This window comes from Bradyrhizobium cajani (assembly GCF_009759665.1).
GTDB lineage: Bacteria > Pseudomonadota > Alphaproteobacteria > Rhizobiales > Xanthobacteraceae > Bradyrhizobium > Bradyrhizobium cajani.
Genome location: NZ_WQNE01000039.1, coordinates 1 through 22,719, shown reverse-complemented (window position 1 = coordinate 22,719; position 22,719 = coordinate 1). Strand labels below are relative to the sequence as shown.

26 protein-coding genes, 4 tRNA genes and 1 pseudogene are annotated in these 22,719 nt (G+C 62.9%); 18 read left to right on the top strand and 13 right to left on the bottom strand.

Features of this window, described 5'->3' with window-relative positions; genetic code table 11:
- Positions 1 to 28: 28 nt before the first annotated feature.
- Positions 29 to 193, top strand: a complete 165-nt coding sequence (locus tag GPL20_RS39085) for a hypothetical protein (RefSeq protein ID WP_167533318.1) — start codon at positions 29 to 31, stop codon at positions 191 to 193.
- A gap of 3 nt (positions 194 to 196) precedes the next feature.
- Here the strand turns inward: GPL20_RS39085 and GPL20_RS32805 are convergent, their stop codons facing one another.
- Positions 197 to 388 carry a hypothetical protein gene (locus GPL20_RS32805; RefSeq protein WP_205751219.1) on the bottom strand — a complete coding sequence of 64 codons (192 nt, stop codon included), beginning with the start codon at positions 386 to 388 and terminating at the stop codon, positions 197 to 199.
- Between the two features lie 401 nt (positions 389 to 789).
- Here GPL20_RS32805 and GPL20_RS32800 point away from each other — a divergent pair, with 401 nt between their 5' ends.
- From GPL20_RS32800 to GPL20_RS32790, 3 genes are all read left to right on the top strand, one after another.
- Positions 790 to 1,503, top strand: a complete 714-nt coding sequence (locus GPL20_RS32800; protein ID WP_157335731.1) for a class I SAM-dependent methyltransferase — start codon at positions 790 to 792, stop codon at positions 1,501 to 1,503.
- Positions 1,504 to 1,605: 102 nt separating this feature from the next.
- Complete coding sequence (locus tag GPL20_RS32795) at positions 1,606 to 3,441, top strand: outer membrane protein assembly factor BamB family protein (RefSeq protein WP_167533317.1); 1,836 nt, start codon at positions 1,606 to 1,608, stop codon at positions 3,439 to 3,441.
- 12 nt (positions 3,442 to 3,453) lie between these two features.
- Positions 3,454 to 3,867, top strand: a complete 414-nt coding sequence (locus GPL20_RS32790) for a GFA family protein (RefSeq protein WP_157335727.1) — start codon at positions 3,454 to 3,456, stop codon at positions 3,865 to 3,867.
- 18 nt (positions 3,868 to 3,885) lie between these two features.
- Here GPL20_RS32790 and GPL20_RS32785 read toward each other — a convergent pair.
- Positions 3,886 to 3,960: transfer RNA gene (locus tag GPL20_RS32785), tRNA-Thr, on the bottom strand.
- Between the two features lie 161 nt (positions 3,961 to 4,121).
- Positions 4,122 to 4,583: a hypothetical protein gene (locus GPL20_RS32780; RefSeq protein WP_157335725.1), complete on the bottom strand. Its 462-nt coding sequence runs from the start codon at positions 4,581 to 4,583 to the stop codon at positions 4,122 to 4,124.
- Between the two features lie 279 nt (positions 4,584 to 4,862).
- Between GPL20_RS32780 and GPL20_RS32775 the strand changes: the two genes are divergently transcribed.
- Together GPL20_RS32775 and GPL20_RS32770 are read left to right on the top strand one after the other, a co-directional pair.
- Entirely contained in the window at positions 4,863 to 5,348 is a 486-nt protein-coding gene (locus GPL20_RS32775; protein ID WP_157335723.1) for a hypothetical protein, read from the top strand.
- Between the two features lie 42 nt (positions 5,349 to 5,390).
- Positions 5,391 to 5,870: a hypothetical protein gene (locus GPL20_RS32770; protein ID WP_157335721.1), complete on the top strand. Its 480-nt coding sequence runs from the start codon at positions 5,391 to 5,393 to the stop codon at positions 5,868 to 5,870.
- Positions 5,871 to 6,012: 142 nt separating this feature from the next.
- On the opposite strand, the gene GPL20_RS32765 is transcribed toward GPL20_RS32770, so the two are convergent.
- Positions 6,013 to 6,098, bottom strand: a tRNA-Tyr gene (locus GPL20_RS32765).
- 207 nt (positions 6,099 to 6,305) lie between these two features.
- On the opposite strand from GPL20_RS32765, the gene rlmB reads away from it, so the two are divergent.
- On the top strand, positions 6,306 to 7,133 hold the full coding sequence (gene rlmB / locus GPL20_RS32760) for a 23S rRNA (guanosine(2251)-2'-O)-methyltransferase RlmB (protein ID WP_167533316.1): 828 nt from the start codon (positions 6,306 to 6,308) through the stop codon (positions 7,131 to 7,133).
- Here the strand turns inward: rlmB and GPL20_RS39720 are convergent.
- Positions 7,097 to 7,279 (bottom strand): annotated as a pseudogene (locus GPL20_RS39720) (hypothetical protein); the annotation flags it as partial. The gene rlmB and the pseudogene GPL20_RS39720 overlap by 37 nt on opposite strands.
- Before the next feature lie 159 nt (positions 7,280 to 7,438).
- Here GPL20_RS39720 and GPL20_RS32750 point away from each other — a divergent pair.
- The gene (locus GPL20_RS32750) at positions 7,439 to 10,543 is read left to right on the top strand and encodes a VCBS domain-containing protein (RefSeq protein WP_157335717.1); all 3,105 of its coding nucleotides are present in this window, start codon (positions 7,439 to 7,441) and stop codon (positions 10,541 to 10,543) included.
- 160 nt (positions 10,544 to 10,703) lie between these two features.
- Here the strand turns inward: GPL20_RS32750 and GPL20_RS32745 are convergent, their stop codons facing one another.
- Together GPL20_RS32745 and GPL20_RS32740 are read right to left on the bottom strand one after the other, a co-directional pair.
- Positions 10,704 to 11,735, bottom strand: a complete 1,032-nt coding sequence (locus GPL20_RS32745; protein WP_157335715.1) for an LLM class flavin-dependent oxidoreductase — start codon at positions 11,733 to 11,735, stop codon at positions 10,704 to 10,706.
- Positions 11,736 to 11,830: 95 nt separating this feature from the next.
- A complete protein-coding gene (locus GPL20_RS32740; RefSeq protein ID WP_254125088.1) occupies positions 11,831 to 13,888 on the bottom strand; it encodes an ATP-dependent helicase in 2,058 nt (685 codons plus the stop codon).
- A 122-nt stretch (positions 13,889 to 14,010) separates the two neighbouring features.
- On the opposite strand from GPL20_RS32740, the gene GPL20_RS32735 reads away from it, so the two are divergent.
- Positions 14,011 to 14,601, top strand: coding sequence for a TMEM175 family protein (locus GPL20_RS32735; RefSeq protein ID WP_157335803.1), 591 nt, complete (start codon positions 14,011 to 14,013; stop codon positions 14,599 to 14,601).
- A gap of 9 nt (positions 14,602 to 14,610) precedes the next feature.
- Here GPL20_RS32735 and GPL20_RS32730 read toward each other — a convergent pair whose 3' ends face one another.
- Complete coding sequence (locus tag GPL20_RS32730; RefSeq protein WP_157335711.1) at positions 14,611 to 14,991, bottom strand: YciI family protein; 381 nt, start codon at positions 14,989 to 14,991, stop codon at positions 14,611 to 14,613.
- 196 nt (positions 14,992 to 15,187) lie between these two features.
- On the opposite strand from GPL20_RS32730, the gene GPL20_RS32725 reads away from it, so the two are divergent.
- From GPL20_RS32725 to GPL20_RS32715, 3 genes are all read left to right on the top strand, one after another.
- Entirely contained in the window at positions 15,188 to 15,367 is a 180-nt protein-coding gene (locus tag GPL20_RS32725) for a hypothetical protein (protein WP_157335709.1), read from the top strand.
- A 27-nt stretch (positions 15,368 to 15,394) separates the two neighbouring features.
- Positions 15,395 to 15,598 (top strand): hypothetical protein, encoded by a 204-nt coding sequence (locus GPL20_RS32720; RefSeq protein WP_157335707.1) that lies wholly within the window; start codon positions 15,395 to 15,397, stop codon positions 15,596 to 15,598.
- A gap of 351 nt (positions 15,599 to 15,949) precedes the next feature.
- A tRNA-Gly gene (locus GPL20_RS32715) sits at positions 15,950 to 16,023 on the top strand.
- A 25-nt stretch (positions 16,024 to 16,048) separates the two neighbouring features.
- Here GPL20_RS32715 and GPL20_RS32710 read toward each other — a convergent pair.
- Positions 16,049 to 17,332, bottom strand: coding sequence for a hypothetical protein (locus GPL20_RS32710; RefSeq protein ID WP_157335705.1), 1,284 nt, complete (start codon positions 17,330 to 17,332; stop codon positions 16,049 to 16,051).
- Positions 17,329 to 17,577, bottom strand: a complete 249-nt coding sequence (locus tag GPL20_RS32705) for a hypothetical protein (protein WP_157335703.1) — start codon at positions 17,575 to 17,577, stop codon at positions 17,329 to 17,331. The genes GPL20_RS32710 and GPL20_RS32705 overlap by 4 nt, the downstream gene beginning before the upstream one ends.
- Before the next feature lie 429 nt (positions 17,578 to 18,006).
- On the opposite strand from GPL20_RS32705, the gene GPL20_RS32700 reads away from it, so the two are divergent.
- The gene (locus tag GPL20_RS32700) at positions 18,007 to 18,555 is read left to right on the top strand and encodes a pilus assembly protein N-terminal domain-containing protein (RefSeq protein WP_157335701.1); all 549 of its coding nucleotides are present in this window, start codon (positions 18,007 to 18,009) and stop codon (positions 18,553 to 18,555) included.
- A 620-nt stretch (positions 18,556 to 19,175) separates the two neighbouring features.
- Here the strand turns inward: GPL20_RS32700 and GPL20_RS32695 are convergent.
- Positions 19,176 to 19,619 (bottom strand): GIY-YIG nuclease family protein, encoded by a 444-nt coding sequence (locus GPL20_RS32695; RefSeq protein ID WP_157335699.1) that lies wholly within the window; start codon positions 19,617 to 19,619, stop codon positions 19,176 to 19,178.
- A 251-nt stretch (positions 19,620 to 19,870) separates the two neighbouring features.
- Here GPL20_RS32695 and GPL20_RS32690 point away from each other — a divergent pair, with 251 nt between their 5' ends.
- Positions 19,871 to 20,101, top strand: a complete 231-nt coding sequence (locus tag GPL20_RS32690) for a hypothetical protein (protein WP_157335697.1) — start codon at positions 19,871 to 19,873, stop codon at positions 20,099 to 20,101.
- Here the strand turns inward: GPL20_RS32690 and GPL20_RS32685 are convergent.
- Positions 20,094 to 20,837 (bottom strand): class I SAM-dependent methyltransferase, encoded by a 744-nt coding sequence (locus GPL20_RS32685; protein ID WP_157335695.1) that lies wholly within the window; start codon positions 20,835 to 20,837, stop codon positions 20,094 to 20,096. The genes GPL20_RS32690 and GPL20_RS32685 overlap by 8 nt on opposite strands.
- Between GPL20_RS32685 and GPL20_RS32680 the strand changes: the two genes are divergently transcribed.
- The 4 genes from GPL20_RS32680 (at position 20,836) to GPL20_RS32665 (ending at position 21,723) form a co-directional block, all read left to right on the top strand.
- Positions 20,836 to 21,183, top strand: coding sequence for a hypothetical protein (locus GPL20_RS32680; protein WP_157335693.1), 348 nt, complete (start codon positions 20,836 to 20,838; stop codon positions 21,181 to 21,183). The two genes, GPL20_RS32685 and GPL20_RS32680, sit on opposite strands and share 2 nt — an antisense overlap.
- The gene (locus GPL20_RS32675) at positions 21,171 to 21,434 is read left to right on the top strand and encodes a hypothetical protein (protein WP_254125090.1); all 264 of its coding nucleotides are present in this window, start codon (positions 21,171 to 21,173) and stop codon (positions 21,432 to 21,434) included. Before GPL20_RS32680 ends, GPL20_RS32675 begins: the two co-directional genes overlap by 13 nt.
- Entirely contained in the window at positions 21,418 to 21,585 is a 168-nt protein-coding gene (locus GPL20_RS32670; RefSeq protein WP_157335691.1) for a hypothetical protein, read from the top strand. Before GPL20_RS32675 ends, GPL20_RS32670 begins: the two co-directional genes overlap by 17 nt.
- A 68-nt stretch (positions 21,586 to 21,653) precedes the next feature.
- Positions 21,654 to 21,723, top strand: a tRNA-OTHER gene (locus tag GPL20_RS32665).
- A 34-nt stretch (positions 21,724 to 21,757) separates the two neighbouring features.
- On the opposite strand, the gene GPL20_RS32660 is transcribed toward GPL20_RS32665, so the two are convergent.
- A partial coding sequence (locus tag GPL20_RS32660) for an HlyD family type I secretion periplasmic adaptor subunit (protein WP_157335689.1) occupies positions 21,758 to 22,719 on the bottom strand: 962 nt, incomplete at its 5' end.

Below are 22,719 nucleotides of genomic sequence, written 5' to 3'. Positions count from 1 at the left end.
TTTTTCCCGGTCGACCGAGAGTAAGCGGATGGATGACGGTAAGGAAGAGTCGGACGAAGCGCAGGGCCTGCGGCTCGTGCGCGCCTTTCTGTCGCTGCCGCCCGACAAGCGGGCAGAGGTGATCGCGTTCGCCGAGAATTTGGCACGCGCCCACGGCCGGCCCGAGGAGGGCAGGGAGGCATCCCCGACCTGAGCGCTATCGCTGGCGCGGGTTGGTGTTGGGGATGAAGGGCGCGCCGACCACCCGGACGGGCGCGTGAGCCGAGGCATCGACCGGCCTGCTGTCGGCGATCCGCCGCTCCGGACCTTGCCCAAATACAGGCTCGAACAGTGCAAGCGTCGCAGCCACGGCGACGCAGCACAGCGTCACCGTCACCAAGAGAAACATGTTTCGATTGTCTTCTCTGATCCGCATGGCTCGAGAACGAGCGACACAGGCAGTTGGTTCCGGTCCTCCGCCCGAAGCCGACGATCGCAGCGACTGGCTGAACGATGAAGTCTGAAAATTCCTGCGAACCGTGTGCGCCGGGTGAGTTTGCGCGGCGGCATCCGTCCGCTGCACTGTAGCGCCTATTGCGGGAGCAGAAATGCGATCGCAATGACGAACAGCATGGCCGTCATGATGACGGCCGTGGCCGCCCCGGCGACGATCCTAGCTCTCTCCCTGGTGGTGGGGCGCATGGCAGCTCGACGGGACGAATAACGTGAGCGGATTCGCTTGCGGACGATTTCGTACAGAATTCCCTGTATTGTCCGTTTGCGTCTGAATTCCGACTCGCAGCCCGTCCGATGATCGCCAGCCGTCCACCCGTGCTCGCTCACGAACGCTTCGTTGCCGACCGCGAGAACTTTGCGGGCCTCGATCTCGCCGCGCGGTTCGAGCGGATCGAGCGGACGAACCTGTGGGGCGCCGCGCGCTCTGTCTCCGGCCTCGGCTCGGAGGAGGCGGCGACCGCCGCGATCCGGGAGGCGCTGCCTCCATTGCTGCAACGGCTCGGCGCGCGCTCGCTGCTCGATGCGCCCTGTGGCGATGCCGGCTGGATCGGACGCATCAAGATCGACGCCGACTACACCGGAATCGACATCGTGTCGTCGCTGATCGAAGCCAATCGCCGCCGTGTGGCCGACGGCGAACTGTCCGTCCGGTTCCTCGTCGGCGACATCACGCGCGATGCGTTGCCGCGCGCGGATGTCATTCTCTGCCGGGACTGCCTGGTTCATTTGAGTTTCGACAACATCGCCCGCGCCGTCGCGCGCTTTCGCGATAGCGGCGCGCGCTTCCTGCTGGTCACGACGTTTCCGGAATGGGATGCAAATCGCGATTGCGAAGACGGCGACTGGCGCGCGCTGAACATGGAGAAGGCGCCATTCGACTGGCCTCCGCCGCGCGAGCTGATCAACGAGCGCTGCGAGGAGGGCGCCGGCGGCTGGCGCGACAAGAGCCTCGGACTGTGGCGGCTGGAGGAGCTGCCTGATCGTGTCCGGATTGCCGTGGATGTGTGATAGGCGCAGACGGAACGTCCATTGCTTCCTTGATCGCTCCAGCGCTACACTCTGGGTTGTGTGACGCGATCCTGGGTCGCTGCGATCATGCCGGAGCACACCATGCGAGCAAGTGCCGTCCTGGCCACCCTGGTGATGTCGTGCTGCGCGCCGGCACTGGCACAGCAGGACGGCGCCGCGCTCTACGCAACACATTGCGCGCAATGCCACGACGGCGATGTCCAGAACCGCGTGCCGAGCCGCAGCGCCCTGCAAGCGATGTCGTTCGACCATGTGTTGGGAGCCTTGATCTCCGGCAGCATGGCAGCGATGGCGAAGGACCGCAGCGAGGACGAACGCCGGGCGATTGCCGCATTCGTCACCGGCAAGGCCGCAACTGGCGGTGTTGCAGCCGATGCGCAGGGCCGCTGCACGCAGCAGGCCAGCGGCTTTCCGCAATCGCTCGACGGTCCGCGCTGGAACGGATGGGGCGTCGACGTCACCAACAGCCGCTTCCAGCCGGCCGACATGGCGGGGCTGACCGCCGAGCAGGTGCCGCAACTGCGGCTGAAATGGGCCTATGCCTTTCCCGGGGCCTCGGTATCCTTTGCGCCGCCGACCATCGTGGGCGGCCTGTTGTTCATCGGCGGTACCGACCGCAAGGTGCACGCGCTCGACGCGCGAAGCGGCTGCACGCTGTGGACGTTCGCAACCGATGCGGCGGTGCGCGCCGCGATCAGCTTTGCGCAGCTTCCAGGCTCCGATCAGTTCGCGATCTTTTTCGGCGATCTGCGCGCCAATGCGTATGCCGTGAACGCGCTGACTGGAACACTGATCTGGAAGACAAAGGTCGATGAGCATGCGGCCGCGCGCATCACCGGTGCGCCGGTGTTGCATTCCGGCGTGCTCTACGCGCCGGTGTCCTCGATTGAGGAAGCCGTCGGCTCGCAAGTCACTTACGAATGCTGCACCTTCCGCGGCAGCGTGGTGGCGCTGGAGGCTGCGACCGGCAAGGTGGTCTGGCAGGCCTATACCATCCCGGAGGTACCGCATCCGACCGGCAAGAATGCGCGGGGTACGCAGCTCTTTGGTCCGTCCGGCGCCGCCATCTGGTCGGCGCCGACGATCGACGTGAAGCGCAGCGCGATCTACGTCGCAACCAGCAATTCGTATTCGAACCCTCCGTCCGCGACCAGCGACGCGATCCTCGCCTTCGATCTCGCGACGGGAAAGCTGCTCTGGAAGCAGCAGGCCACTCCGAAGGACGCTTTTGTCGTGGCGTGCTTCACCGCGGACAAGACCAATTGTCCTGACGATCACGGACCCGATCACGATTTCGGCCAGTCGCCGATCCTCGTGACCCTGCGCGACGGCAAGCGCGTGCTCGCCATCGCGCAGAAATCCGGCGTCGTGCACGCGCTCGATCCCGATGATGACGGCAAGATCCTGTGGCAGACCAGGATCGGGAAGGGCGGTCCGCTCGGTGGCAGCGAGTGGGGCTCTGCCGCGAATGGGGACCACATCTATGTCGCGAACTCCGACGTGCGCTTTTCGCGCGACGGCACGCGGCAGCTCGATTCCACCCAAGGCGGCGGTCTGTTTGGGCTCGACCTCGTCAACGGAAAGATTGCAATGGAAGTGCCCCCGGTCCCCTGCGGCGATCGCCGCCAATGCAGCCCCGCGCTCTCGGCGGCAGTGAGCCTGATCCCCGGCGTCGTGTTCTCCGGCGGCGTCAGCGGCTTCCTGCGCGCCTACGCCACCGCCGACGGCAAGCTCTTGTGGGAGTTCGACACCGCGCGGGACTTCAAGGCGGTGAACGGGGTCCCAGCCCATGGCGGCGCGATCGACGGCCCTGGGCCGGTCATCGCCGGCGGCATGCTCTACACCAATTCCGGCTACGGCCAATGGAGCGGCGTGGCCGGCAACGTGCTGCTGGCGTTCGAGGTGGGGAAGGAGTGAGAGTGAGGGTCCATGATCGATGCCAGATGCAGTTGCGGCGCGGTTGCGCTGTCGCTTCCGGGGCCATCCAGCCTCGTGGCCGCCTGTCACTGTCTTGAGTGCCAGCGCCGAACCGGCGCGCCGTTCGGCGTCGGTGCCTTCTATCCGGTCGAGGTCGTCACGGTCTCGGGAACGCCGAAGGAATATGTTCGAGCGGCCGCGAGCGGCAGCAGGGTCCGCTTCTATTTTTGTCGAGACTGCGGTTCGACGGTCTATTGGAAGGCCGAAAATCTGCCCGCGATGATCGCCGTTGCCGTCGGTGCGATCGCGGACCCAAACTATCCGGCGCCCGTCAGATCGGTTTTCGAGCAGTCGAAACATGCCTGGGTGGAGATCGCGGGTGCCGTGCACTTCCAGCAAAGCAGTGCGCCGAAGAATTCGGAATGAGAGCGGCGCGTCAAGAGCTGGTGCCGGCTGAGGGGATTGAACCCCCGACCTTCGGTTTACAAAACCGCTGCTCTACCGCTGAGCTAAGCCGGCGACGCTGGAGAGGGGGACAGAGGCCGGCATGCGCCGGGCTGCCCGCCCGCGCGTCGCAATATCAGACTTGGCTCAAAAGCGCCAGAACCCGCGAAGGGGTGCTGCGCACTTGAAACAGGCGGCCCGCGGCCGCCTGTTCCGCATCGCTCAACCTGGACGGGCTACTGGCAAAGATGCCGGCGGCCGTCGCTGCCCTTGAAGTAAGTGCCGGGCGTGCAGACGAAGCCGTTGCGCTCGGCGTAGCTGCGGGTATCCCAGCTGCGATTATTCCATGAATTGTCGTAGGCGTAAGAGTTGTCCCAGGCGCGGAACGGAGCCGTCGCGATGGCGCCAGCGGTGCCGATTGCGGCGCCGGCAACATCGCCCGCGACGTCGGTGGGCCAGAAGCCGGTGTGCGTCCTGTTCCAGTCGCTATTGCGGTCGCGGTCAGCCTGGCGGTAGCTGACGCGGCGATGGCGATAGCCATTGTCAGTGTACGGATTTCCCGGTCCGACGTTCTGGCAATTGGCGTTGGGGAATTGGGCCGAGCAGCGGGCGGGATTATTGACCACTGCCTGTGCCATCGCAGGGCCGGCCAAAATCGTTGCCGCAATCGCGGCTGTGCCGAGGAGTTTGATGGTCATGGTTGCTGGCTCCCGTTCTGATTGAACGAGGGCTAAATGCGCAAGGCGGCGCACGTTCCGACGAAACAGGCTGATTTTCCGCAAGCCCAAACGGATGTGAGCGGATGAACCAGGTTCCTGGCGCGAGCCGCAAGCTGTTAACGCTTCGCTAGTTCGCTTTGCGGCATTTGAGCAGCGCGCAATCCTTACACATTAGGCTTACCGGAAATTGGTGAGAGGGCCTTAACCCTCTCTGCGTCGCGATCGGATAGGTTGCCGCCGGATAACCGGGATGCCCCCATGCGCGCTATGGCGCTTGCTGCCTTTCTGATCGGACTGCCTGCGACGGCGTTTGCCGGCGGCGGTTTCGATATTGTCGTTCCCGGCCGACCCGGCGTGCCCATCATCATTAACAACATCGATGCGTCCTATGCCGTGGTCGAGGGTGTCTGGGGCCTTGGCAAGAACCAGCAGGTGCAACCCACGATCTATGGCGGACGCTATATCGCCGAGCGGCAGCCCGCCGACGTCGGCCATTATTATCCGACGCTGGGCTTGCGGCCCGGCTATGGCCGGCTCGAGGTCGAGCCGCCTGCGAACCGCAAGCTGCCGAAACCAGCCGAGAGCTATCACCAGAGTTGGGGCGCGCAATCCGCGCCGCTGCCGCCGCAGATGGACGTGCCCGTCGATCCGCCGCCGGTGATCCTTGCGCCTGAGATCAACGATACGCCGCGGCATCGTCGGCCGCGGCCGAACGCTGAAGGACCCGGCAGGCCGCCGGGTTGAGAAACGTCAAATACGGAAATCAAAAATCAACAGGAGAGAGTAATGCGTCAAATGATTTCGGGACTGGTTGCGGCGGCTGCCGTGATGTTCGTCGCCACCGGGCCCGCGGCGGCTTGCGGCTTCACCGGCTGCGCGCCGGTTGCGCCGGTCTATAGCGGCTGCAACACGGGTTGCGGTAGCTGGGGTTATGGCCCGGGTTATGGCGGTTGGGGTTTTGAGCACCTCGCCGAGCCGGCTACGCAGTACTATTACGTCAACCAGGGACCGACCTATACCGGCCCGGGCGCCTTCGCGCCGTATCCGACCTATCGTGAGGACGCGGTCGTTGCCCCCGCCAATTTTGGCTACGGTTATCGCGCCGCCTATCCCTATCAGCGCCCGTACTACCGTCCGTACCGCTACGGCTACGGCCCGCGCTATGGCTATCTGCCGCGCACGCACTACGGCTACGGTCCGCGCTACGGCTACGCCCACCGCGCGCCGTATTACGGCGGCCATCGCGTGTTGCGCCGCTATTACTGATCTCTGATCGGTTGAGCCGACGAGACGCCCGTCCGCTGATGCGGGCGGGCGTTCTGTTTTTTGGTGTGAGCGCTGTAGCTGCGACCGCACAGAGGTGGTCACGGAGAGACAGGGGGAAGCTTACGGCGACTTGGTGAAAGGATGGTGGGGGAGGCAGGACTCGAACCTGCGAAGCCATGAGGCGGCTGATTTACAGTCAGCTCCCTTTGCCACTCGGGACACTCCCCCGCTCGACGGCAGCACAATCGGGCCGGACCTTGCCGGCGGACCGAAGACGGCCATGGAACGTGAAGGCCGCGACAGCCCGGATCGGGGCGCGACCGGGCGCGTTTATGGGCGAAGCGGAGGGGCAAAGTCAACCGAGGCAAACAGCTAAAATGGCCCTCTTAGGCACCCAAATTGCCATATTCCGGCGCCCGTGACACAAGCGAGCCCATGAAGGATCGAAAATTCGGACCAAAAGGTCCTCGCGGCGGGGCTAAGCCCTTCAAGAGGCCCGGAAAATCAGCCGGCCGTCCGGCCTGGCGCGACCGCGATTCGCACGCCGACGGGCCCGTCATCCTGTACGGCTGGCACACCGTCACCATGGCTCTGGCCAATCCGGAACGGCGGATCCGCAAGCTGACGCTGACCGAGAACGCCGCAAGGCGGCTGGCGGACGAAAACATCGAAACCCGTGTTGCGCCCGAGATCGTCCGGCCCCAGGAGATTGATCGTCTGCTGTCGCCCGACGCCGTGCATCAGGGGTTGCTCGCGGAAGCCGATCCGCTGCCATCGCCTGACATCGAAACCCTGAAGCAGGAAGGCATGGTGCTGGTGCTCGACCAGATCACCGATCCGCACAATGTGGGCGCAATTCTGCGCTCGGCCGCGGCCTTCGCGGTGAAGGCGATTGTCACCACCGCGCGCCACAGCCCGGAAGCCACCGGCGTGCTCGCGAAAGCCGCCTCCGGGGCGCTCGAGCTCGTGCCGATGATCACGGTACAAAATCTCGCCCGTGCGCTCACAGCGCTGAACGAGCGGGGCTTCCAGACCGTCGGCCTCGACAGCGAGGGCAGCGAGGACCTCTCGGACGTCGCGCTGCGCGCGCCGCTGGCGCTGGTGCTCGGGGCCGAAGGCAAGGGCCTCAGGCAATTGACCCGCGAGACCTGCAGCGTCGTGGCGCGGCTCGATATGCCCGGCGAGATCAAGAGCCTCAACGTCTCCAACGCGGCCGTACTCTCGCTCTATGTCGGCGCAAGCCGGCTCGGGCTGATGAAGTAGGCGGCGAGCCGGTACCCCATCAGCTTCCGCACCATCGGCACAACCTTCCGCCCGTAAAGCTCGATGCTCGTCATCGGCTGCTCGTGCGGCACGGGCCCCGCCGAATATTTCAATTGCAAGCGTGAGATGCCGAGCGCCTTTGTCGTGTCGCGATGACGAATTGAGCGACATCAGACGTTTGTCATCGAGCGACACTAAGCTTGCTTCGGTTGGCGGAGACGCATCCGAATTGATGCCGCATTTTTGTTTCTGATGATTGCGCAGAACATCGTGGTCCTGCCTCTGCCAGGCAAACGGAGGCGGTGATGACAAATTCAGCACCTGTTTTCACCGCTGGTGGTGGCAGCGATGGTTCCGTCACGCGCGTGTCGACCAGCGCAACCGGCGCGCAGGCGAATGGCGCAAGTTTCGCGCCCGTGTTCTCGCCCGACGGCACGAGGGTGGCGTTCTATTCCGGTGCTGACAATCTGGTGCCGGGCGACACCAATCAGACTTACGACATCTTCGTGAAGGACCTGACCTCTGGTGCGATTACGCGCGTGTCGACCAGTGCCGGCGGGGTGCAGGGGGATAGCTTCAGCTACCAGCCGGTCTTTTCGCCTGATGGCACCAAGGTGGCGTTCGCATCTGCTTCCGACAATCTGGTGCCGGGCGACACCAATCAGACATACGACATCTTCGTGAAGGACCTGACCACCGGCGCCATCACGCGTGTGTCGACCAGTGCCAGCGGGGCGCAGGCGGACGGCTTCCAGACCACCAACCCGGTATTCTCGCCTGACGGCACCAAGATTGCGTTCTATTCCGACGCCGACAAGCTGGTGCCGGGCGATACCGACAATATGCGCGACGTCTTCGTGAAGGACTTGACCACCGGCGCGATCACGCTCGTGGCGGCCAGCCCTTACAACGGGGGAGCCGGCACCGGCGGCGACCAGAACGGCAGCACCTACGCACCCTCGTTCTCACCGGATGGCACCAAAGTCGTGTTCGGGTCAACGACGGGGGGAGGCGCCGGCAGCGACATCTACATCAAGGACCTCGCCACCGGGGCCACCACACTGGTCTCGGGCAGCGCCAGCGGCGTTCATGGCAATGGCGGCAGCTACGACCCGGTGTTCTCGCCTGATGGCACCAAGGTGGCGTTCTATACCTTTGCCGATAATCTCGTGCCGGGTAGTTCCAATATCGGAATCGGCAACATTGCAATAAAGGACCTGACCACCGGCGTGGTCACGCTGGTATCGGCCAATGCCGACGGAGCCCCACAGAACAACGGCGAAGCCCAGAAGCCCGTGTTCTCGCCTGATGGCACCAAGGTTGCGTTCTATTCCTTTGCCGACAATCTCGTGCCTGGTGTCAATGGCTTTGAGGTCTATGTGAAGGACCTGACCACCGGCGCCGTCACGGTTGTCTCGACCAACGCAAGCGGGACGCGGGCGGGCGGCTACAGCGAGGCTCCTGTGTTCTCGCCAGATGGCACCAAGTTGGTATTCGTGTCGTCAGGCAGCAATCTGGTGCCGGGCGACACCAACGGCTATGAGGATATCTTCGTCAAGGATATTGGTCTGCCGTCTGTCACCAAAGCGAATCTGACGGACAATGGCAGTGCCAAGGTTTCGACATCGGGCGCGGTGTTTTTTACCGACGCCGATACGGCCGATACGCACACGGTATCAGTGACGTCGCAAAGCGGCGACCTCGGTACACTCACGGCCACCATCGACGATGGCAAGGTGACGTGGAGCTATGACGTTTCCCACGCCAATATCGCTCCGCTTGCGGCCGGGCAGACCCACACCGACACCTTCACCCTGACCCTCAACGACGGCCACGGCGGAACTGCGACGCAGACCATCACCGTGACGCTGACGGGAATCGATGATGCCCCCGTAATCGGCTCGGGCACGACGGCAAGCTTCGCGGAGAATGGCACGGGCGTCGCCTACCACATCGCAGCGAGCGACGTAGACAGCCCGACGCTAACCTATTCGCTGTCCGGCGCCGATGCGGCTCTGTTCAACGTGTCAGTTACAGGGGATGTGACGTTCAAGTCTGCGCCCGACTTCGAAGCGCCGAAAGACGCCAACCGCGATAACGTCTACGACGTCACCGTCGCGGTGAACGACGGGACAAAAATCACCACAAAGAACGTCGCGATCACGGTCACTGACGTGAATGACACCGCCGGCGGCGGTGTTCTGACTGTCACCGGCTCCACCGGCTTCACGTCGATTGATCGGGCAACGATCAATATCGGCGTGACCGGTAATTTGCATGAGATCGACAGGGCCGGCGTCATCAGCAACAGCACGATCAACGACCTCGGTTCACTGAACGAAACCCAGGCGATGCTCGTACTCGCGAACGATATCATCACCGGCGGCTCCCTCGGTGCGATCGTCGCCAATGGTGGCTCCATCACCTTCGACCATGTACATCTGGACGGGATGTCGCTTTGCGCGACATCCGGCGGACTCATCGAATCCGTTGCAGGCAGCACCAACACCTTCAACGACGTGACACTCAAGGCTGGCGCCGTGTTTAACGACAGTGCGGGAAGCGTTCTGGATATCAGCGGCACGCTGAACAACGACGGCAAGATCGAGTTCTTCAATGCCGCGAAAGCTGTCTTGATCGGCGACACCACCGTTATCGGCAATGGCGAGATCAAACTCGATCCGGGCGCCTCGATCCTGAACAGCGGTGCGCATCACACGCTCGACCTTGAAGGCGGCACGATCGACGGTGCCGGCAAGATTGGAAACGGAGATCACAGCCTCACTTTGCATATCGGCTTCTCCGGCGCGCTCGATGCGATCGGGTCCCAGCTGCTTGAAGTGAACACCGGCAACGCCGTCACCAGCAACGGCCTTATCGAAGCCTTGCAGGCGTCGCTCAATTTCGACGACGCCGTGTTCAATGCATTGGGAAAGATCATCGCCGATCAGGGCGGCACGATCGACTTCAAGAATGGCTTGACCAATGGCGGCTTCGTCAATGTGCACGCCGGCAGTGAGGTGGATGTCTTAGGCAACCTCGTCAACAACGGTACCGTCCTGGATAGTGGCGTGCTCAAGGTCGATAATTTGAGCGGGACTGGAACCGTCAGCGTCAATAACGGGACATTAGCGGTCACCGGCAATCTGGGCAGCAATGTCGTTCTGACGGGGACGAACTCATTTGTCTTCGGACCCGATGCCAAACAAACATCCGGTGTCATCTCAAATTATACGCCGGGCACGACGTTGGTGCTGGATGGCTTCGACACCAAGGTGGACGAGGCCTTCAACTATCAGACCAATATTCTGACGCTGACCGATGCGGATCACCACGTGATGACGCTTCAACTCGCACCTGGATCCTTGATCCCGCAGGCGCACGGCGCGGCGTCGGATTTTTTCATCTAGCGAATTTTCCGTCGAGCACTCTGTCGAGCGCCGCCATCTCCGTGTGCAACGCCGGGTGCCATGGGCCTGCTGCCTGCTCTGAGATGCACGTAAAACCGCATCTGGCCGGGAATCCCGGCTATGCAGCTTGACGTGGAGCAAACGGCAGGGGGCGGACGGTTCAGGCAAGTAAATCCCGCACCATCGGCGCCACCTTCCGCCCATAGAGCTCGATGCTCTTCATCAGCTTCTCGTGCGGCAAGGGTCCCGCAGAATATTTCAGCTGGAAGCGCGAGATGCCGAGCGCCTTGGCGGTCGCGGCAATCTTGCGCGCGACCGTCTCCGGCGAGCCGACATAGAGCGAGCCGTGCTCGGCCTCGCTCACGAACTCGTCGCGGCGCATCGGCGGCCAGCCGCGCTCCTTGCCGATGTGGTCGCGCATCGCCTTGTAGCCGGGCCACAGCTCTTCGCGCGCCTGCTCGTCGGTCTCCGCGACATAGCCGGGCGAATGCACGCCAATCGGCTGTGCCGGGCGGCCGAACTCCTTGAAGGCGCGGTGATAGAGATCGACATAAGGCGCAAAGCGCTTCGGGTCGCCGCCGATGATCGCGAGCATCAGGGGCAGATCGTAATGCGCCGCGCGCACCACCGATTGCGGGCTGCCGCCGACGCCGATCCAGGTCTTCAGCGTGCCGTTCTCGACCGGTGGATAGACCAGCTGGTTCTTCAGCGGCGGACGCAATTTGCCTTCCCACGTCACCGGCTGCTGTGACAGCAGCGCGGCGAACAGGTCGAGCTTCTCCTCGAACAGCTCTTCGTATTTGCGCAGGTCGAAGCCGAACAGCGGAAAGGACTCGGTGAAGGAGCCGCGGCCGAGGATCACCTCGGCGCGGCCGTGCGAAAGCGCGTCGAGCGTCGCAAAGCGCTGGAAGACGCGGATGGGATCGTCCGAGCTCAGCACCGTCACGGCCGAGCCGAGATGGATGCGGCTGGTGCGCGCTGCTATCGCCGCAAGCACGGTCTCGGGCGAGGAGATCGCGAAATCGGCGCGGTGATGCTCGCCGAGCCCGATGAAGTCGAGGCCGAGTTCGTCGGCCAGCACGGCCTCGTCGACGACGTTGCGGATCACCTGCGCGTGCGGAAGCATGGCGCCGGAGGCATCCCTGGTGACGTCGCCAAAGGTGTCCAGTCCGAATTGAAGCGGTGCGGTCATCGATCAGGTCTCTGTGGGAAGATCGCTGAGACTTAATGGACACGCGCCCCGCCACAAGGCGGCATTCGGAAATGCTCGGTTTCCGTTTGTTCAACCTACCGCCACATCCCGCGCATTCTTGCCCCGATGTCGATCTTGGGCCCCTGTGCCGCGGTGCGCGCCGCACCTGCCGCGGCCTTCGGCCACGCGGTGCGCTCGAACAGATAGACCAGGGATTCCGGGATGAAGCGGGTGCGTGAGGCGTAGACGTGGCGGTCGCCCTTGGCGGCCTGGCCGTGCACGAAGAAGCGTTGCGGCACGACGAGGTGGAGGTCGTCCTTGGCGCGGGTCATCGCGACATAGAGCAGGCGGCGCTCCTCCTCGAGCTCGGCGCTGGTCCCGGCACCGAGATCGGAGGGCATGCAGCCGTCGACGACGTTGAGCACGAATACCGACTTCCACTCCTGGCCCTTGGCCGAGTGGATGGTGGAGAGGATCAGATAGTCCTCGTCGCGCAAGGGCGGCCCGGATTTGTCGCTGGTCGCATCGGGCGGATCGAGCGTGAGCTCGGTCAGGAATTTCTCGCGCGAGGCATACCCGCTCGCGATCTGCTCGAGTTGCATCAGATCGGCGCGGCGCGTCTCGGAATCCTCGTGGATGCGATCGAGATGCGGCTCGTACCAGAGCCGAACGCGTTCGAGATCGGCCGGCCATTCCGAATAGCGCAAATTCTGGGTTGTGCGGACGAAATCGGTCCAGTCCGCGCCGGTGCGCGCCGGCACCGGAAGCTGGCCGAGCGCGGCGAGCGGGTCGCCGCTCTCCGCCATCTGGTCGAGCACGCGCTGCGCGGTCGCAGGCCCGATGCCCGGCAACAGATGCAGGATGCGGAAACCGGCGACGCGGTCGCGCGGGTTCTCGGCAAAGCGCAGCAGCGCCAGCACGTCCTTGACATGCGCGGCGTCGAGGAATTTCAGCCCGCCGAACTTGACGAACGGAATGTTGCGGCGGGTCAGCTCGATCTCCAGCGGGCCGGAATGCGAGGAGGTGCGGAACAGCACCGCCTGGTGCTTGAGCAGCGCGCCCTGCTCACGGTTCGCCAGCACCTCCTCGACGATGTAGCGCGCCTGGTCGGCCTCGTTGTGCACGGTGACGAGCTGCGGCTTCTGCGAGGAGGTGCGGTCGGTCCAGAGATTTTTTGTGAAGCGCTCGCGGGCGAGGCCGATGACGCCGTTCGCCGCCGCCAGCACGGCTTGCGTCGAGCGGTAGTTGCGGTCGAGCGTGATCATCTCGGCGCGGGGCGAGAAGCTCTGCGGAAAGTCCAGGATGTTGCGCACAGTGGCGGCGCGGAACGAATAGATCGACTGCGCGTCGTCGCCGACCACCGTGAGGCCGCGGCCGTCGGGCTTCAGCGCGAGCAGGATCGAGCATTGCAGGCGGTTGGTGTCTTGGTATTCGTCGACCAGCACGTGATCGAAGCGGCCGCCGATCTCCTCGGCGATCAGCGCATCGCTCATCATCTGCGACCAGTAGAGCAGGAGGTCGTCGTAATCGAGCACGTGCTGGGCCTGCTTGGCCTCGACATAGGCCGCGAACAGGCCCTTCAGCTCGGCGGCCCAGCCGGCGCACCAGGGATAGTGCACCCCGAGCACCTTCTCGATCTCCATCTCGGCGTTGACGCAGCGCGAGTAGATCGACAGGCAGGTGCCCTTGGCCGGAAAGCGGCTCTCTGTCTTCGACAGGCCGCGCTCGTGCCGGACCAGATTCATCAGGTCCGCGGAATCCTCGCGGTCGTGGATGGTGAAGGCGGGATCGACGCCGATGCGCTCGGCATATTCGCGCAAGAGGCGCGCGCCGATGCCGTGGAAGGTGCCGGCCCAGGTGAGCGCGTCGCGCATGATCGCGGCATCGTTCTCGCCGAGCACCTTTCGGGCGATCCGTTCCACGCGGCCAGCCATCTCGGCCGCGGCGCGGCGCGAGAACGTCATCAACAGGATGCGGCGGGGATCGGCGCCGGCGACGATCAGATGCGCGACGCGGTGGGCCAGCGTGTTGGTCTTGCCGGAGCCCGCGCCGGCAATGACGAGCAGGGGGGCGCCCACGGTCGCACCGTCGGCCACGCCATGCTCCACGGCGCGGCGCTGCTCCGCATTGAGCGTGTCCAGATATGTCGCCACGAATCGCCCCGGTGAAAGGGTGAGAGTCGGCGATCCCGATGCGAATCGCAATGCGGCTGGACGGAACCGGAAATAGGATTTAGGGGGAAGATGGCCCAAAGTTCCAGCAACGCATGCCCGACATGACCGAGCTCAAGCCCGACCAGTTCGAGATGCGGCGGCTGGAGTCGCTCAGCAACACCATTTTCGGTGTTGCCATGACGCTGCTGGCCTATGACCTGCCCAAGGCCGCGGTGTTCACCAGCGCCCCCGGCTGGAGCGATCTCGCCCATGTCTATTCCGGCAAGCTCGCCGGCTTTACGCTGAGCTTCATCATCGCCGGCGTGTTCTGGATCAGCCATCACCGGCGGCTGGCGCGGCAGCCCGTGGGCAGCCGCGGCGGCGTGATCCTCAATTTGTTCTTCCTGCTCTCGATCGTGCTGCTGCCGGTGACCAACGGCCTCTACACCAATTACAGCATGAGCAGCGCGGTCGCGGTGCTCTACGGCCTGCACCTGACGGCGATCGCGGGCCTCAATGCCTGGCTGTGGTGGACCATCCTGGGCGGCTGGCGCCACGAGATCATGGCCTCGATGTTTCCGCTGCTGGTGTTCATCCCGGGCACGATCGTTGCGGCCTTCGCGCCGCATATCGCACCCTTCGTGTGGTTCATCGCCTTCGGCGGCCTCGTGATCCAGCGTTTCTATATCGCGCGGACCGAGCCGGGCGCGTAAGGCGGCGGCTTACCCGGATGTCGCTCCGAACCCGTCGGCCGGCACGTAAAGCTTGACCGGGCGGATTTCGTAGACCGCAGTCGGATTGACCGCGCGCAGCTTCCGCGCCGCCGCGATCGCCTCATCATCGTTGGCGCATTGCATGAGGTGGAAGCCCAGAAGCTGCTCCTTGGTCTCGGCAAAGGGGCCGTCCAGCACCATGCCCGCGCCGGGGCCACGCAAGGTGCGGGCCTTTCGGGTCTCGTCCAGACGGGCGGCCGGCCCAAACTGTCCGCTTGCCCTCAGGGGCGCCTGAACCTCGATGACTTTGGACACGACCGCGGCGTCCTCCTCCGGCGTCCAGGACAAAACCTCGTCTTCCACGTGATAGGCCAGGATGGCGTAAAGCATCGTCACCTCGTTGATTTTTGCTGCGCGCGTCCAAAGGACGTATCACCACCGCTGTCGCCGACAATAGCGAGGCGGAAAATATTGTGTCGCGTCCCCTGCGACGAAACCGTCCCGAAACCCGATTGCCGGGCGAGCGGGTGAACGCCGCCCGAAATCTGCGCGACTGATGGCCACCAAGAACACTTCGGAGGCGGCCATGTCGACCATCAAGATCATCTGCGACGCGCGTCGGGCGGGGAAATCCGAGCCGGCGGATCTGCACGACCAGAGCGGCCACCACCGATATTACGGCAGCTCGGCCGAAAATGGCGGCGAGCGAATCGTCGAAAGCCGCCGCGGCAAGCAGCCGCGCGCGCTCAACGTCTGCGGCTTCTAAAGCCTGGCAGCGAGCTGAAGCGGGCCAATGAACGTCCTTCAGATATCGATCGCCGCGATGCCGTTCCTGCTCTCGCTCGCGAGCCGGACCCGCAAGGCGATCGTCCCATGCCTGCTCGCGAGTATCTTCACCGTGCTCCTTGGTGATGAGCCGCATCGCGCCGCCATGGCCTGGTGCGTCGGCCTGCTGATCGCCGCCGTTGCAGTCCGCGAGCGGCTCCGCGCGACCTGAGCCGGTAACTCGGTCCCCGGTCAGCGCACATCCAAAAGAAAAGGCGCGGCGGAGAGAGCTCCGTCGCGCCCGATTTCTTGCTCGCTGGTCCAGGGCTGAGAGCGCCCCGATGCCAAGCCCTTGCGAGAGCTTAGCGGGCGATCCCAGCGAGGTGACAGCGCTTGAGATAAGACACTGGATCACCTCCTTTCGTTGGTTTCGGGAGATTTTAATATAGGCGGCGAGCCTGCCGCTGTTAAGGGGAAGCGGGAGCGGACGGAACCCGCCCTGTGCGCAAGAGGCGGAAAGCCGCCGAAAGCTGCCCTTGGGGCAGTTGAGACCGCCGCCCGGCCGTGTTAGGGAGCCCTTTGTGCGGGTGTAGCTCAATGGTAGAGCAGCAGCCTTCCAAGCTGAATACGAGGGTTCGATTCCCTTCACCCGCTCCAATGATTTCAGGCACTTGAGGCGCGATCAGCCTTCCATTCGGACAAGCGGGCTGATCTCATTCGGACAAATGGCCGTCTTTCGTTCGCGCGGCGCGGCGCTTCTTCGCGCCGTTAACGATTTGTCGAGTGGTGCGCTTGGTGTACTTCGGCAGCACCTTGACGGTTGTAGCCGGCCCTGCGCCAGCATCTCGCGGTCAGTCAATTCCGCGTCGCCGCCCTCAGTAAAGCCGCCGTGCCGGAATGACGTGAACGACAGGCTGTCGCGCAATTCGGCTGCGCGAATGACTTCCTTCACCTTTCGACTGAGATGAGTGAAGTCGGGTTGATCGGGCTTAGGCCACGTAGGCCAAGGTCCGCGATTGCCCCAGTCGCGGCACAGCATCAGGCCGCCAATGCGGTCGCGCTTGATGGCGTCAAGCTCGGCCATCAGCTCCGGGTAAATCGGCACGCCTGCATCGTCAAGCAGAGGTATCCAGCCTTCCTGCTTCGTCTTTTCGTCCACCACGCGAACCATGTTCGGCCGCTCCTTCGGACGATAGTGCGACACATCGAACGTTGCAAAAATATCAGTCTCACGCTGCAACCACTCCCAGCCAATCAGGGCGGCGGTCGCAAGCGACGACAAGCCAAGCTCGACCGCCTTTGCTCGGAACGCTAAAAGCTCCTCATACGTTGCGGTCGGGGTCTCGCGATTAGATGAGCGAAGCCCCATCTGCGCGAATGGATTGACAAGGGGCAACTTGCCGGGATGACGGCGGGCAACGACGTTCCAAGCACGGCGGCACGATTTCATCGCGTGATTGACGGTCGTGCGGCGTTCTCGCTCGACAATGTTGCCCTTGGGGTCGGTAATTTTCAGGATCAGCAACTTCTCATAAAGGTCATCAGCCAGCGCGGTGTCGATGACAGACAAGCGCTTCTCGCCCAGCCGCTTGCCGTCCTTCAAGACATAGCTGCCGACCATTTTGAAGCCATTCTCATGGTTGCGCTTCGACTTGGGGTCCAGCTTGGTATAACGGCGATCCGCGCGGTATTCCGCGAACATCCAATCGAGCGTCCCGAACGCAACAGCAGCCGGAGAGGATGGCGCAATACCGCCAGTCCGCCACGCGTCAAATGCGGGAAGCAGAATGGTTTCGGCGCGCGCCACTGCGGCTCCGTAATCATTGCCGAGCGGCGCATTCTCAATAGTGCAGCCAGCTTTACGAGCCCATGACGGCACATGGAAAAAATAGCCCCAGCCGCCGCCCTTGAGCGGCTTACGCTCGACGTAGCGGGGCAGGGGCAAGGCGGAGCGGGGCGGATTCACAGGAGCCTCCTCACGTCTTCGGAAGTTTCGACCGACTGCACAGGCTTGCCGAACGTCAGTGTAATGCTGCCGTCCGCGTTCATGGTCGCGCTGCCGACCGTGACGCCAGCTTCAACGGCCTGCGTCATGGCACGCGCCAACGTCATACGACGCTCGCGAGTACGCTTCCGCTTCGGCGGAAACGTCTCGGTCTCGCACGGCTCGCGATCTGGAAACTTGTAGCCTCGGAAAGCGTCGTAGATCATAGCATCACGCCGTCTAGCTCGTTGTGTCTGCGGCCTTGCCGACCTTGTCCCGCGAAGGAACGAAATGGGAGGTCGGCTTTCCGTTATTGGACGGGCCGCGTCGCCCTCATTCGTGTCAATAGCCCTTCGAGGACCGCACGACGGCAATAGTCGGTGCCGCCGTGCCCATGATCTGCGAAATTTCGGCATTCAGCGAAGCGATGGCCGCGCGCATGCATGCTTGCGAAGCACCTTTTCGCTGTGGAGGAATGCGATGACATTCGGTGTCGCTGCCGTATCTAGGCTAGAGAGCAATTGAGCGTTGTCGCGCGCTACTATTGTTACGCCGACGCGCGACAAAAGGCGCATTATTCCTAGGAATAATAACCTACCTGACGAGCGTTTTACTGCCCAGCGTACTGCCGGTTGTGGTTGCAGATAAGTAACGGAGTGATAGCTTATATTGATTTCAGGGAGGGATTTCTCATGTCGTTTTCAGGATTTTGGCATTGCCGTGTGTTTGCCGCGTTGGCTCTCCTGACCGGCGTGGCAAACGCGCAGCCACCGCAAGAAGTCATTGCGACTGACACGATTGAGCTTCGGGCTCAACAGGCGCGCACCTTTTCTTTCGACCAGCCAGTGAACAAAGTTACGCTCTCAACTGATGGCGTTGCGCAAGTCACTCCGGAGACTGATCGCACCCTCACCATCAAGGGGATGGCCCCGGGCCGAACCCTAATGACGGCCTATGCACCTGATGGAAAGATCATCCACCGCTCGAATATTAAAGTTGAACAGACGGAGGGCTACGTGAAGATTTATGGCGGTCGTGGCCCTGACGGAAAGCGATCTGCCGATTTTACCGGCTATTACTGCACCACCTTTGGCTGCGGTCGCGCAGACCCGGATGTTCCACCGGTACCATTCTCAACGATTATTTCCGAGACCCAGAACAAGGGCGACGGCAACTCCGTGACGACTTCAAGAGAGTACCGCTGAGGGCTTGCGTCCGGTATTGCCCTTTGAGATTGGGGATAAGTCACGGTTCGAGGTATTTTTTGGCTATAGAGAGACTGGTGCGCGGGACAATGCTGGCTCGGTCGGTTTTTTTGCTCGTGCTATGTATCGGCGCGATAGAAACCGCCGTCGCACAAGGGTTTTCATCCATACACATTGAGACGCGACCGCAGCGTTACACTTGCGTGGCAGTCACCCCGACCACAAACGACCCACCGGGACGGCACATCTCCGCGACGCGGAACGGCCCTCCGGGGCAGCATATTCACCCGACACGAAACGACCCACCGGGACAGCACGTTTTCGCGACAAGGAACGACCCACCGGGGCAGCACATTCACGCGACACGAAACGATCCACCGGGGCAGCACATTTTCGATGATTTCAGTTGTTCGCCCACTTTCATTGATTACGACAGCAGTCGCCGCTGGTAACAATTCGGGCTTTGGCGTTCGGACAAGCCGACAAAACTATTTGCGTTCAATGCGGCTGGCAGGGGCAATTTGTCCGAATGACCCTTGAAGTCATTGCAAGATCGAAACCCTTCCAAGCTGAATACGAGGGTTCGATTCCCTTCACCCGCTCCAACCAAATTCAACTGCTTAATGGCTGTTTTTTCTAGCTCGGCCGTAGAGTTTTACAGCGTGTTTTACACTTTTTGCTCCCGGTCTGTTCCAAGGAAGGCGGGCCAACGTGCCTTCAATCCGGAACCACTCTCCCTCTGCGCGGTGCTCGGCGAACTCCTGGTGAAATTTCGCTTCGTCCTCCTTCACGCCCGGGATGACGCGCAGCAGAGTGAGCTTTCGAGACGACGACGTTTGCAGGGCCTTCATGCGTTCCGGAACGCTGAGGGACCACCCAATTTTGACGAATTCGCCGCTGGCAATGAAGTAGACGCCGCCGATGGCGTGCATCGTCGGGGGCTCTGCCGCCTTGGCTGGCTTGGCGGCCGCCCCGTTCAGCTGCTCGATGAGCGCCTTGGTCAGCGCGGCCCGGTTGACGTAACGGCGGATGATCTTCTCAACGCTCTCTTCGTCCCATGCCATGATTTCGGCGATCCACCGAATCGGGATGCCGGCGATGGAGAATTTCGTGGCCGCGGTGCCGCGCGGAGGTCGTGAAAATGCAGATCGGCGCCCTTCATCTTGGCCGCTATCTTGGCGTCATCGAAGGACGTCCCGAATCCGTTGGTGGGCGGCGCTCGGTGCCGCTGGCGGATCGCAGAATCATACGCTGACGCTCGCTGAGATCCCGACTGGCATTACTTCAGCCGGCTCCGGTAGCGCGAGCGTGTCAATTGGGAGCGGGTCTTTGCCGGCTATTGTCGGGGGGGCACACGATTGGCATCAAAACCGGCGCTTCGTCTGAACAGGGCATCGCCTATAATGGTATTCAGAGCGTGCAGAACATTACAGTGCTCAACGGCACCGCAACCGGCATCGCCAGCATGTCAAACAACACGGGCGGGAGTGCTCACGCGATCGTGCCGCCAACGATCATCGCGAACAAGCTGATGCGGATCATCTGACGAAAGTGAACCAATCGGGGCCGCTTGATTCCACACGGTAGGCGCCGTGAGCGGCCTCGAATTCAGACCGCGACAAGCTTTTGCGCTCGTAGGCGACGGCCTTCGTTGAGAGGCGAAACCGTCGCTCAGATTGTGGACCGTTCTCAATCAGCATCGACCGCTGGCGCTCGGCGATAGGCTCTTCCGAGAAGAAGAGCCGCTTCCATTGCATGCGCTCGGCGCCGAGGTCAGCGAGTCGCCGCACCATTTCGATCGGGCTAGGGGTGTACTGCACCGCGCCGTTTGAGTGCATCAGGTCGATCGTGCCGAGCCACGTAGCCGCCGCCTCGATGCTCTCAAAGAAGCGGAGATGATCGGTCTCGAGCTGTGCGGCCTGGCGCACCATTGCGGGCGTTTCGACCACCGCCCAGCGGATGAAAGGAGCTTCGCGACGCGCCAATTTGTAGTGGATGCCGCAAGCGCCGCCAAAGTCCAGGACGGTTGCGGTGTCGCGAATCTCCGGCCACTCGCCGGCCGGCTCCGCCGCAACAGTCTTTGCGAAAATCTCCGAGACAAGCTCGGGATGTTCGTAACCCTCGATGGTTGATGTGGGGAGCAATCGGAGGATACGCGCCAGCATCCCAGGACAATGCCCCACAACCGCAAATAGCGCAATACACAGAAATAACCGGGCAATGTGCTGAAACAGTCGGCCCGGCACCTTTTCCCAAGGAAACGGCCCGACCATTCGGGCCATGAAGCTCATCGACGATTGGAAGTCTGAATTTCACCGGCTTTGGACCATCCGAATTTCGCTTGCGGTGGGCGTCTTCAAAGGCCTTGCGGCCGTACTCGGCGCCTTCACGCGTGCGCAATGGGATGCCGCGTTGGCTCGAGCTGGTGACCAGGGCGAAAAGGCCCGCGATGACGCTGAGCGCGATATTGGCGCTGTCACTACCGACCGCCGGTTGTTTCGAAGCGACCCGGCCCGCCGCGGCGGTCTGCGGAAGATCACCTACGATGGCGAAAACGACACGTTCGAGACCATCTGGCAAATCCGCGTTCACAACGCGGTGGGTCGCAAAAAGCAGTGCTGGAAGTGACGGAGGCAGAGATCAAGGAAGTTGCAGTCAAGGCGGCCAAGGCGGCCGTGATGGAAACGCTGCTCCTGATGGGCGTCGACGTCAGCAAGCCCGAGGCCGTGCAGGAGATGCAGGCCGATTTCCAGCAGGTCCGCAAATGGCGGAAGAGCGTCGAGACGGTGCAGCGGCAGAGCCTGTTGACTGCGATCGGCATTGTGGTGTCCGGCATCATCGGCGCGATCGTTGTGACGCTCCGTGGCTCCGGGCACTGATCGCGTCGCGGCCGTCGTCGTCATCACCGGCGACACACCAGGCGAACGCTATATCACGCTGGGGGAGGCTGACGGCACGTTCCAGCGGTGGAGGCTGACCGAGGAGCAGGCGCGCAAGATCCGGCGCGAGCTGAATTCGAGGCTCGATTAGGTTTTACAGCGTGTCGCTAAGTCATTGATGGGGCTTGGGGCGGCCAATTCTGGCGGTTTTACAGCCAAGCAATTGAGCCGGCTCAATAAAATCCAGCCTTCCAAGCTGAATACGAGGGTTCGATTCCCTCCAATTGTGCGAGCGTTCTGCCCGACGAGCCGGTCTGTCCCGCTCACCTCTCTCTTAAACTCTCCTGCCCATACCGGATCAGCGGCGACACCAGATAGCTGATGATCTTCCTCGTCCCGGTCTTGATCTCCACCGTCACGGCCATGCCGGGGGCGAGGTTGACGGTACGGCCGTCGATGTCCATCTGGGCGCGGTCGAGCGAGACGCGGGCGGAGTAGACCAGCTCCTGGCCCTTGGGCTCGCTGGATGATGTGTCGGTGCCGGCGGGCGTGTCGCCGGGCTTTTCCGGCGGCTTCTGGCGGACGATGGCGTCCTGGGAGACGCTGAGCACCTTGCCCTGGCGCAGGCCGTAGCGGGTGAAGCTGAAGGTGTCGACCTTGATCGCGGCTTCCTCGCCGGGGGTGACGAAGCCGATGTCGCGGTTGGAGATCATTGCCTCGATCTCGAGGCCGCCACTGGTCGGCACCACCACCATCAGCGTCTGCGCCGGGGTCACGACGCCGCCGACCGAATGCACCGCGAGCTGCTGGACGATGCCGTCCTCCTGCGCAGTGAGGCGCAAGAGGCTGGTGCGCTGCTCGGCCTTGACGATGTCCTGGCGCAGGCCCGCCGCCTTCTGCTCGGCCTTTGCGAGCTCGTCGAACAGGCCGCGATTGTATTCGGCCTCGGTGCGCCGCATCGTTTCCTCAATGCCTCCGACGGCGGCATCGGCCTCGGCAAAGTGGCTCTTCTGGACCAGCAATTCCTGTTGTTGCGCAACCAGATCCTGCGTTTCCGTCAGGTACTGCAATTTCGAGCCGAACTCGCGGTCGACGAGATATTTTCGCACGTCGACCCGCTGCTGCATGATGGGGATCAGTGCGCTGATCTTGCCGATCGTGGCTTCGGTGGTGGAACGCTCCGCCTTCTTCTGCGTGCCCTGCCATTCAAGCGAGGTGATCTTGGCCGCCTGCTCGGCGGTCTGCGACGCCAGGAATCGTTTTGCGGTGCGGATCTGCTCGGGGG

What these genes read in the sequence shown, in the direction of transcription:
- GPL20_RS32730 (WP_157335711.1), bottom strand. Translation starts at nt 14,991, where the DNA reads ATGCTTTACGCCATCCTGGCCTATCACGTGGAAGACGAGGTTTTGTCC.
- GPL20_RS32770 (WP_157335721.1), top strand. Translation starts at nt 5,391, where the DNA reads ATGCGTCAAATGATTTCGGGACTGGTTGCGGCGGCTGCCGTGATGTTC.
- GPL20_RS32725 (WP_157335709.1), top strand. Translation starts at nt 15,188, where the DNA reads ATGTCGACCATCAAGATCATCTGCGACGCGCGTCGGGCGGGGAAATCC.
- rlmB (WP_167533316.1), top strand. Translation starts at nt 6,306, where the DNA reads ATGAAGGATCGAAAATTCGGACCAAAAGGTCCTCGCGGCGGGGCTAAG.
- GPL20_RS32745 (WP_157335715.1), bottom strand. Translation starts at nt 11,735, where the DNA reads ATGACCGCACCGCTTCAATTCGGACTGGACACCTTTGGCGACGTCACC.
- GPL20_RS32750 (WP_157335717.1), top strand. Translation starts at nt 7,439, where the DNA reads ATGACAAATTCAGCACCTGTTTTCACCGCTGGTGGTGGCAGCGATGGT.
- GPL20_RS32735 (WP_157335803.1), top strand. Translation starts at nt 14,011, where the DNA reads ATGACCGAGCTCAAGCCCGACCAGTTCGAGATGCGGCGGCTGGAGTCG.
- GPL20_RS32685 (WP_157335695.1), bottom strand. Translation starts at nt 20,837, where the DNA reads ATGGCCCGAATGGTCGGGCCGTTTCCTTGGGAAAAGGTGCCGGGCCGA.
- GPL20_RS32805 (WP_205751219.1), bottom strand. Translation starts at nt 388, where the DNA reads ATGTTTCTCTTGGTGACGGTGACGCTGTGCTGCGTCGCCGTGGCTGCG.
- GPL20_RS32800 (WP_157335731.1), top strand. Translation starts at nt 790, where the DNA reads ATGATCGCCAGCCGTCCACCCGTGCTCGCTCACGAACGCTTCGTTGCC.
- GPL20_RS32775 (WP_157335723.1), top strand. Translation starts at nt 4,863, where the DNA reads ATGCGCGCTATGGCGCTTGCTGCCTTTCTGATCGGACTGCCTGCGACG.
- GPL20_RS32705 (WP_157335703.1), bottom strand. Translation starts at nt 17,577, where the DNA reads ATGATCTACGACGCTTTCCGAGGCTACAAGTTTCCAGATCGCGAGCCG.
- GPL20_RS32695 (WP_157335699.1), bottom strand. Translation starts at nt 19,619, where the DNA reads ATGGCATGGGACGAAGAGAGCGTTGAGAAGATCATCCGCCGTTACGTC.
- GPL20_RS32795 (WP_167533317.1), top strand. Translation starts at nt 1,606, where the DNA reads ATGCGAGCAAGTGCCGTCCTGGCCACCCTGGTGATGTCGTGCTGCGCG.
- GPL20_RS32790 (WP_157335727.1), top strand. Translation starts at nt 3,454, where the DNA reads ATGATCGATGCCAGATGCAGTTGCGGCGCGGTTGCGCTGTCGCTTCCG.
- GPL20_RS39085 (WP_167533318.1), top strand. Translation starts at nt 29, where the DNA reads ATGGATGACGGTAAGGAAGAGTCGGACGAAGCGCAGGGCCTGCGGCTC.
- GPL20_RS32780 (WP_157335725.1), bottom strand. Translation starts at nt 4,583, where the DNA reads ATGACCATCAAACTCCTCGGCACAGCCGCGATTGCGGCAACGATTTTG.
- GPL20_RS32720 (WP_157335707.1), top strand. Translation starts at nt 15,395, where the DNA reads ATGAACGTCCTTCAGATATCGATCGCCGCGATGCCGTTCCTGCTCTCG.
- GPL20_RS32680 (WP_157335693.1), top strand. Translation starts at nt 20,836, where the DNA reads ATGAAGCTCATCGACGATTGGAAGTCTGAATTTCACCGGCTTTGGACC.